The sequence below is a fragment of the Streptomyces sp. NPDC007162 genome (assembly GCF_040634175.1).
Lineage (GTDB): Bacteria > Actinomycetota > Actinomycetes > Streptomycetales > Streptomycetaceae > Streptomyces.
The window spans coordinates 1-14,447 of record NZ_JBEYFC010000204.1; the positions used below are offsets into that span (position 1 = coordinate 1).

Sequence of the window (14,447 nt, forward strand, 5' to 3'; positions counted from 1 at the left end):
AGCCGGGCCACCGGGACCGAGCAGCTGATCGCGTCGCGGGCCGGGGTGCGGTAGGGGATCACCACGCCGATCCGGATGCGAGGGGCGGCATGCCCATGGGCTCTCCTCGGGTCGCTGGCCGAAGGGGGTGGTCCGCGGGGGGGAGTTCCAGCTTGTACGGGATGGGGCCTGCGCGCCCGTAAAGCTCAACGATCGGAACCCGAAAGTGGGTACTGCCGTGCGGGGAAAACCTGTCGGGACGGTCGGCCGGGGGCTGTGCCGGAGCGTCGGGCCAAGCGGGGCAAGGGCGTTGAGGCGAGGGCTGACCGGGGCTAACGTCGGTCGGATGGTTGACGCGTGGATGATCGACGTGCCCGGTGAGCGGGTGCTGGTGCGGGAGCCGCTGCCCTCGGACGAGGCGCCGCTGCTGGACCTCTTCGAGGCCTGCGAGGACTGGTTCGTGGCGGCGACGGGGCTGCCGTCGGGCCCCGGGGACGTGCAGAGCCTGTTCTACGGGCTGCCGGAGGGGGCCGATCCCGACGACAAGGTGCTGCTGGTGCTGGAGCGCGACGGGGTCGTCTCGGGCCTGGTGGACGCGGTACGGAACCATCCGGCGCCCGGCGCGGTGGCGGTGGGCCTGTTCCTGCTGGCGCCGTGGGTGCGGGGCCGGGGTCTCGGGCGGGCGCTGGCCGAGTCGTTGCTCGCGCATGCCGAGGGGGTGTCCCTGGTGACGGCGACGGTGCCGCCGGGCTGGCACGCCGGGGAGCGGTTCCTGGAGCGCCTCGGCTTCACGCTGGGCGCCGAGACGCGCGGCACGGCCGGGGTGGGCAACCGCCGCGCGGGCCCCCGCGAGGGCGGCGTACGCCGGGCGGAGCTACGGCCGGGCGGGGGCTGAGGGGACACGGCGGACCGGGCGCCACGGGCCGGCCCGCCAGGACGGCCGCGGCACGCCACGAGCCACAGGGCGACCCCCGCACAACGACCGCGGCACACCACCAGCCACGAGCCAACCCCCGGCGGGGCGGCTGCGGCCCGGCCCCGGTGCGAGCCCGGCCGCGGCCACGGCGTCCCGCGGCCGGTGCCCTGCTCGCCAGGGAGCCCTGAGGCCGAGGCTCCTCACCGGTCGCCCCGGGGCCCTACGCGCCGCGGATCCGCAGTGCTCTGTGCAGGTCGTCCAGTTCGTCGGTCAGGCGGCGGCGCAGGGCGGTGACCGGGGCGGCGTCGCGCAGGCAGTCCTGGCCGAGGGCGAGGTTCCCGGCGTCGACGGCGTGGGCGGGGAAGGCCTCGCGGCCGACGACGCCGGCGATGGCGGGCCCGCGCCGGGCGGCGACGGTGACCGCGTCCTGGTAGTAGCGCGGCACGTACTCCCGGACCAGGTCGGCCTGTTCGGGGTGCCAGAAGCCCTGGGCGGTGGCCGAGAACAGGTAGTTGGAGAGGCCGTCGCCGGTGAACATGGCCTCCCAGGCGGCGCGCTTGGCCTGCGGGTCGGGCAGCGCGGCCCGGCAGCGGGCGGCCCCCTCCTGGCCGCTGGCGCTGGGGTCGCGGGCCAGTTCGGCGGCGATCCGCTCCTCGTCGACCGCGCCGAGGACGGCGAGCCGGCCCATGATGCGCCAGCGCAGCTCGGGGTCGAGTTCGGGGCCGCCGGGTACGGTGCCCTCGGCGAGCCAGGCGGCGATGGTGTCGGGCTGGGCGGCGGCGCGGATGAAGTGCCTTACGGCGATCAGGCGCAGACCGGGGTGGTCACCGTCCTCGGTGCGCCGGATGAAGTCCCGGCACAGGGCGGACAGGGTCGCGAGCGCGGCCGGGCGTTCCTCCGGCGTGAGGTAACGGTCGACGACGTGGACGGCGGTGAAGGCCAGCACGCCCTGGACGAGGGCGAGGTCGGTCTCGTGCGGGAGGTGCGTGCGGGCGGTCTCCAGGTAGGCGGCGGGCTCCAGTTCGCCGTCGCGGACCGCGTCCCGCAGGGCGTTCCACACCACCGCGCGGGTGAGCGGGTCGGGCAGGCCCGACAGGTGGGCGCGGATCGTGGCGGCGGACTCGGCGTCGAAGCGGACCTTGGCGTAGGTCAGGTCGCCGTCGTTGAGCAGGAGCAGCGCGGGGCGCTTGCCGAGGGGCTGCGGCGCGGTCCCGGGGATGTCGAGGTCGATGCGCTCGCGCAGGGTGAGCCGGCCCTCGTCGGCGAGGTCCTGGTCGTAGACACCGACGCAGACGCGGTGCGGGCGGCTGCCGGTGCGCTCGACGGTGAGGGTGCGGGTGCCGTCGGCGGCGGTGGTGAGGACCGGGGTGAGGGTGTCGACGCCGGTGGTGCGCAGCCAGGCGTCGGCCCAGGCGTGCACGTCGCGTTCGGTGGCCGCGGCGAGGGAGTCGATGAAGTCGGCGAGGGTGGCGTTGCCGAACCGGTGCCGCCGGAAGTGGATGTTGATGCCGGCGAGGAAGTCCTTCTCGCCCGTCCAGGCGACCAGCTGGCGCAGCGCGGAGGCGCCCTTGGCGTAGGAGATGCCGTCGAAGTTGAGCAGCGCGGCGGCGGTGTCGTCGACGGCCTCGGGGGCGACGGGGTGGGTGGAGGGGCGCTGGTCGGCGTCGTAGCCCCAGGCCTTGCGGGCGACGCCGAAGTCGACCCAGGTGTCGGTGAAGCGGGTCGCCTCGGTGAGGGTCTGGTAGCCCATGTACTCGGCGAAGGACTCGTTCAGCCAGATGTCGTCCCACCACCTGAGGGTGACGAGGTCGCCGAACCACATGTGGGCCATCTCGTGGGCGATGACCATCGCGCGGGTCTGCCGCTCGGTGTCGGTGACGGCTGAGCGGTAGACGAACTCGTCGCGGAAGGTGACCAGGCCCGGGTTCTCCATGGCGCCGGCGTTGAACTCGGGGACGAACGCCTGGTCGTAGGAGTCGAAGGGGTAGGGCTCCTCGAACTTCTCGTGGTAGCGGTCGTAGCAGGCGCGCGTGATGTCGAGGATCTCCTCGGCGTCGGCGTCGAGGTGCGGTGCGAGGGAGCGGCGGCAGTGGATGCCGAAGGGCAGTCCGCGGTGTTCGGAGCGCACCGAGTGCCAGGGGCCGGCGGCGACGGCGACCAGGTAGGTGGAGATCAGCGGGGTGGCGGCGGCCCGCCAGCGGCCCGCGCCGAGGTCCTCGGTGACCCCGTTGGCGAGGACGGTCCAGCCTTCGGGAGCGGTCACCGACAGCTCGAAGACGGCCTTCAGGTCGGGCTGGTCGAAGGCGGCGAAGACGCGCTGCACGTCGTCCATGAACATCTGCGTGTAGACGTACGTCAGGTCGTCCGCGGGGTCGGTGAAGCGGTGCATGCCCTCGCCGGTGCGCGAGTAGCGCATGGTGGCCTCGACGCGCAGTTCGTGCTCGCCCGCGGCGAGGTCCTTCAGGGGCAGCCGGTCCTGGTCGAGCGTCGCGGGGTCGAGGGACTGTCCGTCGAGGGTGACGGCGCGCAGTTCGGCGGGCTTCATCTCGACGAAGGTGTCGCCGTCGGACCTGGCCGTGAACCGGATCACGGTGCGGGAGTCGAAGGTCTCGTCCCCGGTGGTCAGGTCGAGGTCGATCGTGTAGCGGTGGACGTCGAGGAGCTCGGCGCGGCTCTGCGCTTCGTCGCGAGTCAGTACGGACATGCGGGCCATGCTGCCCGATGACACCGACAACGCACAGGGGCGGGAGCGGTACGCGGCTTATGTCCGCCCTGAGGTCGGGCGCCGCCGCATGACGGCGCTGGTGGGCGGGGTGCGGGGGGCGGCGGGTGTGGACGGGCCACGTGGTCCTCGGGCACACCCCCCGCGCGCCCGCGGTCAGGGGGTGTCGCCGGCCCGGTTGTTGACGGTGTCCTCGGCGATGGACTCGTGGTGTCTGATCACCTCGGCGATGATGAAGTTGAGGAACTTCTCCGCGAAGGCCGGGTCGAGTTTCGCGTTCTCGGCGAGGGCGCGCAGCCGGGCGATCTGGCGGCCCTCGCGGGCCGGGTCGGCGGGGGGCAGCCGGTGGACCGCCTTCAGGTGCCCGACCTGCTGGGTGGCCTTGAAACGCTCGGCGAGCATGTGGACGACGGCCGCGTCGATGTTGTCGATGCTGTCGCGCAGCCGGCCGAGCTCCGCGCGGACGGCGGGGTCGACGTCACCGGTACCGGTGTTGCTGGTGGTCATGGACGCCAACCCTACGGGGGGCCGGCCGGGTGATCCCCGAGGGCGTCGGTCCGGTCCTCGGGCACGGCCCGGCTCTGCTGGGCGCGGAAGCGCACGGGGGCGATGCCGACGCGGCGGGTGAACAGCCGGGAGAAGTAGGCCGGGTCGTCGTAGCCGACGCGGCGGGCGACGGCGGCGACGGACAGTTCGGTGGTCGCGAGGAGTTCCTGGGCCCGGCCGAGCCGGATGCCGATCAGGTAGTCCTTGGGGCTGCACCCGGCGACCCGGCGGACGGCGGTGCGCAGCTCGGCGGGGGTCATGCCGTGCCGGGCCGCGTGGTCGGCGACGGTCATGCCGGTGCAGGCGTCCCGGGCGAGCGCGTGCAGCACCGGGTCGCCGTCGGGGGCGAGGTCGGCACGCGCGCGACGCAGGGCGACGAGGAGCTCGTGCACGGCGGCGCCGGTCTCGACCTCCAGGAGGGGGTTGCCCTGGCGGGCGGCGCGGGCGATGCGGGCGATGACGTCCCGGGGCCCGGTGGCGTCCGCGAGGGGCACCACGGGCCGCTCGGGCTCGATGTAGCCGAGTTCCGTGTAGGTCGCGGTGTCGGGTCCGGTGAAGGTCACGAAGGCCTCGTCCCAGCCGCTGTCCGGATCGGGTCCGTAGTGGTGCGGGACACCGGGCGTGAGCCACACCAGCGCGGGCGCGGCGACGGCGGTGCTGCGCCCGTCGGGCGTGCGGTACCAGCCCCGGCCCGAGCTGATCACCACGGCGACGTGGTGCTCCAGCAGGCGCGGCCCCACGGCGGGCACCGCCCCGTACTGGAGGCCGACGCCCCAGCAGACCAGACCGAGCCGGCGGTGGACGGCGCCGGGTGTGAAGAACCGCATCCAGGTGTGGAAGATCGGCGGTCCGCCCGGCACTGCGCGCTCCTCGCTGTCGGCTCTTTCGTCCAAGTGCTGCCGATCTTTGTCCATGGTCTCGGCACTTGCCAGCAGGCCAAGGTGAGCCTATGAGCGACTTCACGGTGGGCGAAACGGATTTCCTGCTGGACGGTCGGCCGGTGCGGCTGCTGTCCGGTGCGCTGCACTACTTCCGGGTGCACGAGGAGCAGTGGCGCCACCGGCTGGCGCTGCTGCGCGCCATGGGGCTGAACTGCGTGGAGACGTATGTGCCGTGGAACCTGCACGAGCCGCACCCGGGCGACTTCCGGGACGTCCGGGCGCTCGGTCGTTTCCTGGACGCGGCGCAGGAGGCCGGCCTGTGGGCGATCGTACGGCCGGGTCCGTACATCTGCGCGGAGTGGGAGAACGGCGGCCTGCCGCACTGGGTGACGGGCGAGCTGGGCGCACGCGCGCGCACGCGTGACGAGCGTTTCCTCCAGTACGTGGACAGCTGGTTCGGCAGGCTGCTGCCCGAGGTCGTCTCCCGGCAGCTGGACCGCGGCGGCCCGGTGATCATGGTTCAGGTGGAGAACGAGTACGGCAGCTACGGCTCCGACGCCGCCTACCTGGCCCACCTGACCGATCTGCTGCGCGCGCAGGGCGTCACGGTGCCGCTGTTCACCTCGGACGGCCCCGAGGACCACATGCTCACCGGCGGCTCGGTACCCGGCCTGCTCGCGACGGTGAACTTCGGCTCGCACGCGCGCGCGGCCTTCGAGACGCTGCGCCGCCACCAGCCCGCCGGCCCGCTGATGTGCATGGAGTTCTGGTGCGGCTGGTTCGACCACTGGGGCGGCGAGCACGTCGTACGGGACGCCGGTGACGCGGCGGACGCCCTGCGGGAGATCCTGGAGTGCGGGGCGTCGGTCAACGTCTACATGGCGCACGGTGGCACCAACTTCGCCGGCTGGGCGGGCGCCAACCGGCCCGGCGGCGAACTGCACCAGGGGCCGCTGGAGGCGGACGTGACGTCGTACGACTACGACGCCCCGATCGACGAGTACGGGCGCCCCACGGAGAAGTTCTGGCGCTTCCGCGAGGTGCTCGCCGCCCACCACGACGGCCCGCTGCCGGAGCTGCCGCCCGCACCGGCCGCGCTGGACGTGGCGGCGGACGCCGCGGTGACCGGCTGGGCCTCCCTGGCCGCCGTCCTGGAGACCCTGGGCACCCCCGAGCGCGTCCACGCCGTGCCGCCGACCTTCGAGGAGCTGGACATCGCCCGCGGCCTGGTCCGCTACGAGGCGGACGTCCCCGGCCCGCGCCAGCCGTACCCGCTGACCGCGCGGGGCCTGCGCGACCTCGCGGTGGTGTACGTCGACGGGGAGCGGGCCGGGGTCCTCACCGAGGAGGAACCCCAGCTCAAGGAGCCGATCGCGGGCCCCGCGCGCGTGGAGCTGTGGGTGGAGACCCTGGGCCGCGTCAACTACGGCCCCCGCTCGGGCGAGACGAAGGGCATCACCGGCGGTCTCCTGCACGAACGCCAGTTCCTGCACGGGGTGCGTGCGCGCGGCCTGGATCTCGACGCCTTCGAGGACGGGGTGGCCGCGGTGCCGTTCGGCGCCCTTCCGGCGGACGGCGCCCCGGGCCTGTACCGGGGCACGGTCACGGCGCGCGCTGCCGGGGACGCGCGCGTGGAACTCCCTGGCTGGACCCGCGGCTTCGTCTGGATCAACGGCTTCAACCTGGGCCGCTACTGGTCGGCGGGACCACAGGAGTCGCTGTACGTTCCCGGCCCGGTCCTGAAGGAGGGCGAGAACGAGATCTGGATCCTGGAGCTCCAGGAGACCGGTCGGGGAACGGTACGGCTGGCGCCCCTTTAGGGGCCCCGATCCTCCCTGTCCCCCGCATACTGTGAAGGAAGCTCCGGCAGCCTCTGTGGGGGTAAGGGACGTGGCGAACGGCGGCCCGGTGGAACACGGCTACCCGCACCTGGACACCGTGCGGGCCGCCATCACGGCGTTGTACCGGCGCCTGTCGTACGACACCGTGCAGACCTTCGCCACCAGCGTCGCCCCCGCCGACGTCGCGTTCTGCGACACCGACGACCTCCACCTCGGCGCCCAGCGCGTCGCCCACGAGATCGTCCGGCACTTCCGCCTCCCCGACGCCCGCATGATCGTCGGCTTCCGGGACATGACACACGCGGCGAACGTCGAACTCACCGCGGGCCCCGAGTACTTCGTCGAGCTGAACGACCGTTTCCGCACCCACCGCAGGGACGTCGGCGCGGCCCTCGCCCACGAGATCATGCACGTCTACCTGCACCGTCTGGACCTGTCCTTCCCGAGCACCCGGGAGAACGAGATCCTGACGGACACCGCGACCACGTACCTCGGCGCGGGCTGGCTGCTGCTCGACGCGTACCGGGAGCACGGGGAGGCGTCCCAGAAGCTCGGCTACCTCACTCCGGAGGAGTTCGGCTACGTCCTCGCCAAGCGCGCCCTGGTCTTCCACGAGGACCCGGCGGTGTGGTTCACCAGCCCGCAGGCGTACACGGCGTACCAGAAGGGGATGGCACGGGCCCGCCAGGACGAGGAGCAGCCGCCGCTGACCGCGGCGGGCTGGGCGGGCCGCCGCCGCTATGCGCGCGACCGCCGCCACGCTCCCGCCGCACCCTCCCAGCAGCCCGGCACCCCCTACGCCTTCACCCCCGACGGCGGCGGGCGGCTGCGGGTCTCGTTCCCGTGCCCGACCTGCCACCAGCGGATCAGGGTGCCGGTCCGGGGCCGGGTCAGGGCACGCTGCGCACTGTGCCGGACGGTGCTGGAGTGCGACACATAGGCCGCGCCCCCGGCCGGAGCCACCGGTCACGCCCCGTACAGGGGTGAGCTACCCGCGCACGGCGATCCCGTCCAGCACCATCGACAGGTACTGCCGGGCGATCTCCTCCGGGCTGTGCTGTCCGCCCGGCCGGTACCAGGACGCGGCGACCCAGACCGTGTCGCGCACGAACCGGTAGGTGAGGCGGACGTCGAGGTCGGCACGGAAGACGTGCGCGGCGACCCCGCGTTCCAGCGTGGCCAGCCACGCCTTCTCGAACCTGCGCTGCGACTCGGCGAGGAAGGCGAACCTCTCCTGCGCGACCAGCTGCTTGCTCTCCTTCTGGTAGATCGCGACGGCGGCGCGGTGCCGGTCGATCTCCCGGAAGGACTCGGTGACCAGGGCTTCGAGGGTCTCGCGCGGACCGAGCCCGGCGTCCAGGACGGTGTCGTAACCGTCCCACAGCTCGTCGAGGAAGGTTTGCAGGATCTCCTCCAGCATCGATTCCTTGGAGTCGAAGTGGTAGTAGAGGCTGCCCGCGAGCATGCCCGCGTGGTCCGCGATCTTGCGTACGGTGGTGGCGTCGTAGCCCTGCTCGGCGAAGACCTCGGCGGCGGTGTCGAGGAGTTCGCGCCGCCGGGCGGGGGCAGCGGTCCCCTGGGGCTTCTTCTTGGTCGGCACGGGTACATTCTCGTCCGCGTTTCAGTGATCGCCTCTTGTCAGTTCGCGGTACTCCTCCTGCGTCGGCTTGGGGATGTGGGTGCCCGGGCCGAACATTCCCCTGGCCAGGCTCGCCCGCACCCGTTGGGAGACCGTCACCCGGCGCCGTACCCCGTTCGCGTCCTCCGGGGGGCCCAGTTCGTACGGCGGGTTCTGTTCGTGCTGGGTGAGGGTGAACAGGTGGGCCTGGCTGAGAGGTTCGTGGACCTCGATGTACTCGCCGTGCGGAAGCATCTTGATGAGGCCGGTCTCCCTGCCGTGCAGCACCTTGTCGCGGTCGCGGCGCTGCAGTCCGAGGCAGATCCGCTTGGTGACGACGAAGGCGAGGACGGGGGCGACGAAGACGGAGATCCGCACGAACCAGGTGATCGAGTTGATGGAGAGATGGAGGTGGGTGGCCACGACGTCGTTGCCGCCGCCGACCAGGAGGACGAAGTAGACGGTGAGCCAGGCGACGCCGAGGGCGGTGCGGACGGGGGCGTTGCGCGGCCGGTCGAGGATGTGGTGTTCGCGTCTGTCGCCGGTGATCCACGCCTCGATGAACGGGTAGACGCCGATGGCGAGGAGGAAGAGCGGGAAGAGCGAGAAGGGGATGAAGACGCCCAGCTCGAGGGTGTGGCCCCAGGCGTTGATCTCCCAGCCGGGCATGACCCGGATCAGGCCTTCGGAGAAGCCGAGGTACCAGTCCGGCTGGGCGCCGGTGGTCACCAGGTCCGGACGGTAGGGACCGAAGGCCCACACCGGGTTGATGGTGGCGATGCCGCCGATGACCGCGAGGACGCCGAAGACCAGGAAGAAGAAACCGCCGGCCTTGGCCATGTAGACCGGCAGGAAGGGCATGCCGACCACGCTCTTCTGGTCGCGTCCGGGTGCCGGGTACTGGGTGTGCTTGTGGTAGAAGACCAGGATCAGATGGGCGACGACCAGTCCCAGCATGATCCCCGGCAGCAGCAGCACGTGGATCGGGAAGAACCGCGAGATGATGTCGTGCCCGGGGAACTCCCCGCCGAACAGGAACATCGAGAGGTACGACCCGACGATCGGGATCGACAGCATCGCGCCGTCGGCGAACCGGACACCGGTGCCGGAGAGCAGGTCGTCCGGGAGCGAGTAGCCGGTCAGGCCGGTGAGGATGGCGAGGAACAGCAGGGTCCAGCCGAGCAGCCAGTTGACCTCGCGGGGCTTGCGGAAGGCTCCGGTGAAGAAGACCCGCATCATGTGGACGACCATCCCGGCCACGAAGACCAGCGCCGCCCAGTGGTGGATCTGCCGGATCAGCAGTCCGCCGCGCACGTCGAAGCTGATGTGCAGCGTCGACTCGTACGCCTTGGTCATGATGATGCCGTTCATCGGCCCGTAGCTGCCGTGGTAGACGACCTCGGCGCCGCTGGGCTCGAAGAAGAGCGTGAGATAGACGCCCGTGAGGATCAGGATGAGGAAGCTGTAGAGGCAGATCTCACCCAGCATGAAGGACCAGTGGTCCGGGAACACCTTGCGCATGTTGGCCTTGGCCAGGGAGTACAGTCCGAGCCTTCCGTCGGCCCAGTCCGCGACCTTCTCACCCCGGCCGGGCGGCTCCGCTCGATCCGCGGAACTTCCCACCCGTGCCCGTCCGTTCACCGTTCGTGCGCCGTCGTCCATACGTCGCCCGCCTCCCCGCCGGATCACCCCTCAGGGTGGCACGCCGGAGCGCTACAGCCAACGGGGCGACGTAAACTCAGGCCGCCGCGACGATGCCGGCCGCCCGCGCCGCCGCCAGCCACTGCGGGAACTCGCGGACGAGACGGTCGTACAGCTCGGCGTCCGGCACCTTCCGGGGGTCCGAACCGGCGTGGAAGAAGCCCGCGTTGTCCACCACCCGCTTCCCCGGCACCGCCAGCTCGTCGAGCTTGCGCAGGAAGTCGAACTGTTTGCTGTGCGGGTCGCCGAAGCCGACGAACTGCCAGAACAGCGGGAGCTTCGCCGCCTTGCACAGGTAGCGTTCCGCGGCGAGTTTGTTGATCGGGCCGCCGTCGGTCTGGAAGACGACCAGGGCGGGGTCGGTGGCGCCGCTGTCGAGGTAGTGGTCGATGACGGCGTCCATGGCGAGGTGGTAGCTGGTCTTGCCCATGTGCCCGAGCCCGGCCGCGATCTTCTCGATCCGGCCCGTGTGTCCGGCCAGCTCGATGTCGGTGACCGCGTCGATGTCGGTGGAGAAGAAGACGACGGGCACCCGGCCGTCGTCGTCCAGGTGCGCGGAGAGACCGAGGACCCGGTCGGCGAGCGCCTGCACGCTGCCGTCCGCGTAGTACGGCTTCATCGAGCCGGAGTAGTCGACGACCAGGTAGACGGCGGCGCGCAGGCCGTCGAGTCCGTGCTCGGTGAGGGAGATCCCGGCCGAGCGGTACGCGCCGACCAGGGCGGGCGCGGTCTGCTCCACCTTGCTGAGACTGATCGCCGCCATCGTCCGCTCTCCTCAACCCGTGGTCAGGAGGCCGAGGTTACTTGATCGGCAAAGATGCGGCGGCGCCTGCCCAGTCGTCCGGTCGGGGACTGTGGGGCAGGCGCCGTCAGTGTTCCGTACGCCTTTGTACGGGACGTTCTTCGGGGGGCGTCAGACCATCAGCGAGCGGTCCGTCGGGCGGATCGGGGCCGGGAGGTCGCTCGCTCCGGTGAGGAAGCGGTCGACGCCCTTGGCGGCCGAGCGGCCCTCGGCGATCGCCCAGACGATCAGGGACTGGCCGCGGCCCGCGTCACCGGCGACGAAGACACCGGGGACGCTGGTCTGGAAGTCCGCGTCGCGGGCGATGTTGCCGCGCTCGTCGAGGTCGACGCCGAACTGCTCGACCAGGCCGTTGGCCCGGTCGGTGCCGGTGAAGCCCATGGCGAGGGTGACCAGCTGGGCCGGGATCTTGCGCTCGGTGCCCGGCTTCGGGGTCAGCTTGCCGTCGACGAACTCCACCTCGGTGAGGTGCAGCCACTGGACGTTGCCGTCCTCGTCGCCCTCGAAGTGGGTGGTGGAGACGGAGTAGACCCGCTCGCCGCCCTCCTCGTGCGCCGAGGTGACCTTGTAGAGCATCGGGAAGGTCGGCCACGGCTGGTGGGGGGCGCGGTCCTCGCCCGGCCGGGGCATGATCTCCAGCTGGGTGACCGAGGCCGCGCCCTGGCGGTGGGCGGTGCCCACGCAGTCCGCGCCGGTGTCGCCGCCGCCGATCACGACGACGTGCTTGCCCTCGGCCGTGATCGGGGAGGTGACGTAGTCGCCCTCCTGGACCTTGTTGGACAGCGGCAGGTACTCCATCGCCTGGTAGACGCCCTTGAGCTCACGGCCGGGGACCGGGAGGTCACGGGCCGTGGTGGCGCCGGCGGCGATGACGACCGCGTCGTACCGCTTCTTCAGGTCGGTCGCCTTGAGGTCGACGCCGATCTCGATACCGGTACGGAAGCGGGTGCCCTCCGCGCGCATCTGCTCGATACGGCGGTTGATGTGCCGCTTCTCCATCTTGAACTCGGGGATGCCGTAGCGGAGCAGGCCGCCGATGCGGTCGGCCCGCTCGTAGACGGCGACCGTGTGGCCTGCCCGGGTCAGCTGCTGCGCGGCGGCCAGGCCCGCGGGGCCGGAGCCGATGACGGCGACGGTCTTGCCCGACAGGCGCTCGGGGGCCTGCGGGGCGACGGTGCCCGCGTCCCACGCCTTGTCGATGATGGAGACCTCGACGTTCTTGATGGTGACGGGCGGCTGGTTGATGCCGAGCACGCACGCCGACTCGCACGGGGCCGGGCACAGGCGGCCGGTGAACTCCGGGAAGTTGTTGGTGGCGTGCAGGCGCTCGGACGCCGCGGTCCAGTCCTCGCGGTAGGCGTAGTCGTTCCACTCGGGGATCAGGTTCCCGAGCGGACAGCCGTTGTGGCAGAACGGGATGCCGCAGTCCATGCACCGGCTGGCCTGCTTGCTGATGATCGGCAGCAGCGAGCCGGGGACGTAGACCTCGTTCCAGTCCCTGACACGGTCGGCGACGGGACGGGTCCGGGCGACCTCGCGGCCGTGGTTCAGGAAGCCCTTCGGGTCAGCCATTGATCGCCGCCTCCATCATCTTCTCGTGGGTCTCGGTCTCGGAGAGACCCGCTCGCTCGGCGGCGTCCTTGGCGGCGAGCACTGCCTTGAAAGTACCGGGAATGATCTTGCTGAACCGCTGCACGGCCGTGTCCCAGTCGGCGAGCAGCTTCTCGGCGACCGTGGAGCCGGTCTCCTCGGAGTGCCGGCGCACCACGTCGTGCAGCCACTGCCTGTCGGTGTCGTCGAGGGCCTCGACGGCGTCCACGTTGCCGACGTTGACGTTGTCGACGTTCAGGTCGATGACGTAGGCGATGCCGCCGGACATGCCGGCCGCGAAGTTGCGGCCCGTCTCGCCGAGGACCACCGCGTGGCCGCCGGTCATGTACTCGCAGCCGTGGTCGCCCACGCCCTCCGAGACGACCGTCGCGCCGGAGTTGCGGACGCAGAACCGCTCGCCGGTACGACCGCGCAGGAACAGCTCGCCGCCGGTCGCGCCGTACGCGATGGTGTTGCCCGCGATGGTGGAGTACTCGGCGAGGTGGTCGGCGTTGCGGTCGGGACGCACGATCACCCGGCCGCCGGAGAGGCCCTTGCCGACGTAGTCGTTGGCGTCGCCCTCCAGGCGGAGCGTGACACCGCGCGGCAGGAAGGCCCCGAAGGACTGGCCGGCCGAGCCGGTGAAGGTGATGTCGATGGTGTCGTCGGGCAGGCCCGCGCCGCCGAACTTCTTCGTCACCTCGTGGCCGAGCATGGTGCCGACCGTGCGGTTGATGTTGCGCACCTTCACCTGGGCGCGCACCGGGTGGGCGTCGGTGGCGCTGGAGGCGGCCAGGGCGTCCGCGGCGAGCTTGATCAGCTCGTTGTCCAGGGCCTTCTCCAGGCCGTGGTCCTGCGCGACCGTCTGGTGCAGGGCCGCGCCCTCGGGCAGCTCGGGCACGTAGAAGAGCGGGGCCAGGTCCAGGCCCTGCGCCTTCCAGTGGTCGACGGCACGGGCGACGTCCAGCGCCTCCGCGTGGCCGACGGCCTCCTCGATGGAGCGGAAGCCCAGCTCGGCGAGGATCTCGCGGACCTCCTGGGCGATGAACTGGAAGAAGTTCACCACGTACTCGGCCTTGCCGTTGAAGCGGTCGCGCAGCACCGGGTTCTGGGTGGCGACGCCGACGGGGCAGGTGTCGAGGTGGCAGACGCGCATCATGATGCAGCCGGAGACGACGAGCGGCGCGGTCGCGAAACCGAACTCCTCGGCGCCGAGCAGCGCGGCGATCACCACGTCACGGCCGGTCTTCAGCTGCCCGTCGGTCTGCACGACGATGCGGTCGCGCAGGCCGTTGAGCAGCAGGGTCTGCTGGGTCTCGGCGAGACCCAGCTCCCAGGGGCCGCCCGCGTGCTTCAGCGAGGTCAGCGGGGACGCACCGGTACCGCCGTCGTGGCCGGAGATGAGCACGACGTCCGCGTGTGCCTTGGACACACCGGCCGCGACCGTGCCGACACCGACCTCGGAGACCAGCTTGACGTGGATCCGCGCCTTCGGGTTCGCGTTCTTGAGGTCGTGGATCAGCTGGGCGAGGTCTTCGATGGAGTAGATGTCGTGGTGCGGCGGCGGGGAGATCAGGCCGACACCGGGGGTGCTGTGCCGGGTCCTGGCGACCCAGGGGTACACCTTGTGACCGGGCAGCTGGCCGCCTTCGCCGGGCTTGGCGCCCTGGGCCATCTTGATCTGGATGTCGTCCGCGTTGACCAGGTACTCCGAGGTGACGCCGAAGCGCCCGGAGGCGACCTGCTTGATGGCGGACCGGCGGGCCGGGTCGTACAGACGGTCCGGGTCCTCGCCGCCCTCACCGGTGTTGGACTTGCCGCCCAGCTGGTTCATGGCGATGGCGAGGGTCT

At 71.6% G+C, this 14,447-nt stretch carries 11 protein-coding genes; 3 read left to right on the top strand and 8 right to left on the bottom strand.

Annotated features, from left to right (window positions below):
* The first annotated feature begins 325 nt into the window (after positions 1 to 325).
* Positions 326 to 874, top strand: coding sequence for a GNAT family N-acetyltransferase (locus ABZ646_RS23585; RefSeq protein ID WP_360522201.1), 549 nt, complete (start codon positions 326 to 328; stop codon positions 872 to 874).
* Positions 875 to 1,115: 241 nt separating this feature from the next.
* On the opposite strand, the gene pepN is transcribed toward ABZ646_RS23585, so the two are convergent.
* The 3 genes from pepN to ABZ646_RS23600 form a co-directional block, all read right to left on the bottom strand.
* A complete protein-coding gene (pepN, locus tag ABZ646_RS23590; protein ID WP_360522204.1) occupies positions 1,116 to 3,599 on the bottom strand; it encodes an aminopeptidase N in 2,484 nt (827 codons plus the stop codon).
* A 174-nt stretch (positions 3,600 to 3,773) separates the two neighbouring features.
* Positions 3,774 to 4,124, bottom strand: coding sequence for a chorismate mutase (locus ABZ646_RS23595; protein WP_360522207.1), 351 nt, complete (start codon positions 4,122 to 4,124; stop codon positions 3,774 to 3,776).
* Positions 4,125 to 4,135: 11 nt separating this feature from the next.
* Positions 4,136 to 5,005, bottom strand: coding sequence for an AraC family transcriptional regulator (locus tag ABZ646_RS23600; RefSeq protein ID WP_360522231.1), 870 nt, complete (start codon positions 5,003 to 5,005; stop codon positions 4,136 to 4,138).
* Between the two features lie 107 nt (positions 5,006 to 5,112).
* Between ABZ646_RS23600 and ABZ646_RS23605 the strand changes: the two genes are divergently transcribed.
* Entirely contained in the window at positions 5,113 to 6,864 is a 1,752-nt protein-coding gene (locus tag ABZ646_RS23605) for a beta-galactosidase family protein (RefSeq protein ID WP_360522210.1), read from the top strand.
* Positions 6,865 to 6,934: 70 nt separating this feature from the next.
* Positions 6,935 to 7,825: a hypothetical protein gene (locus ABZ646_RS23610; RefSeq protein WP_360522213.1), complete on the top strand. Its 891-nt coding sequence runs from the start codon at positions 6,935 to 6,937 to the stop codon at positions 7,823 to 7,825.
* Positions 7,826 to 7,873: 48 nt separating this feature from the next.
* On the opposite strand, the gene ABZ646_RS23615 is transcribed toward ABZ646_RS23610, so the two are convergent.
* The 5 genes from ABZ646_RS23615 to ABZ646_RS23635 all read right to left on the bottom strand — a co-directional run.
* Positions 7,874 to 8,485 (bottom strand): TetR/AcrR family transcriptional regulator, encoded by a 612-nt coding sequence (locus tag ABZ646_RS23615; protein ID WP_360522216.1) that lies wholly within the window; start codon positions 8,483 to 8,485, stop codon positions 7,874 to 7,876.
* Between the two features lie 21 nt (positions 8,486 to 8,506).
* Complete coding sequence (locus ABZ646_RS23620) at positions 8,507 to 10,165, bottom strand: cytochrome bc complex cytochrome b subunit (RefSeq protein WP_360522219.1); 1,659 nt, start codon at positions 10,163 to 10,165, stop codon at positions 8,507 to 8,509.
* 76 nt (positions 10,166 to 10,241) lie between these two features.
* Entirely contained in the window at positions 10,242 to 10,967 is a 726-nt protein-coding gene (locus tag ABZ646_RS23625) for a VWA domain-containing protein (RefSeq protein ID WP_360522222.1), read from the bottom strand.
* 150 nt (positions 10,968 to 11,117) lie between these two features.
* Positions 11,118 to 12,578 carry a glutamate synthase subunit beta gene (locus ABZ646_RS23630; RefSeq protein ID WP_360522225.1) on the bottom strand — a complete coding sequence of 487 codons (1,461 nt, stop codon included), beginning with the start codon at positions 12,576 to 12,578 and terminating at the stop codon, positions 11,118 to 11,120.
* On the bottom strand, positions 12,571 to 14,447 hold a 1,877-nt coding region (locus ABZ646_RS23635), incomplete at its 5' end, for a glutamate synthase-related protein (protein WP_360522228.1). The genes ABZ646_RS23630 and ABZ646_RS23635, both read right to left, overlap by 8 nt.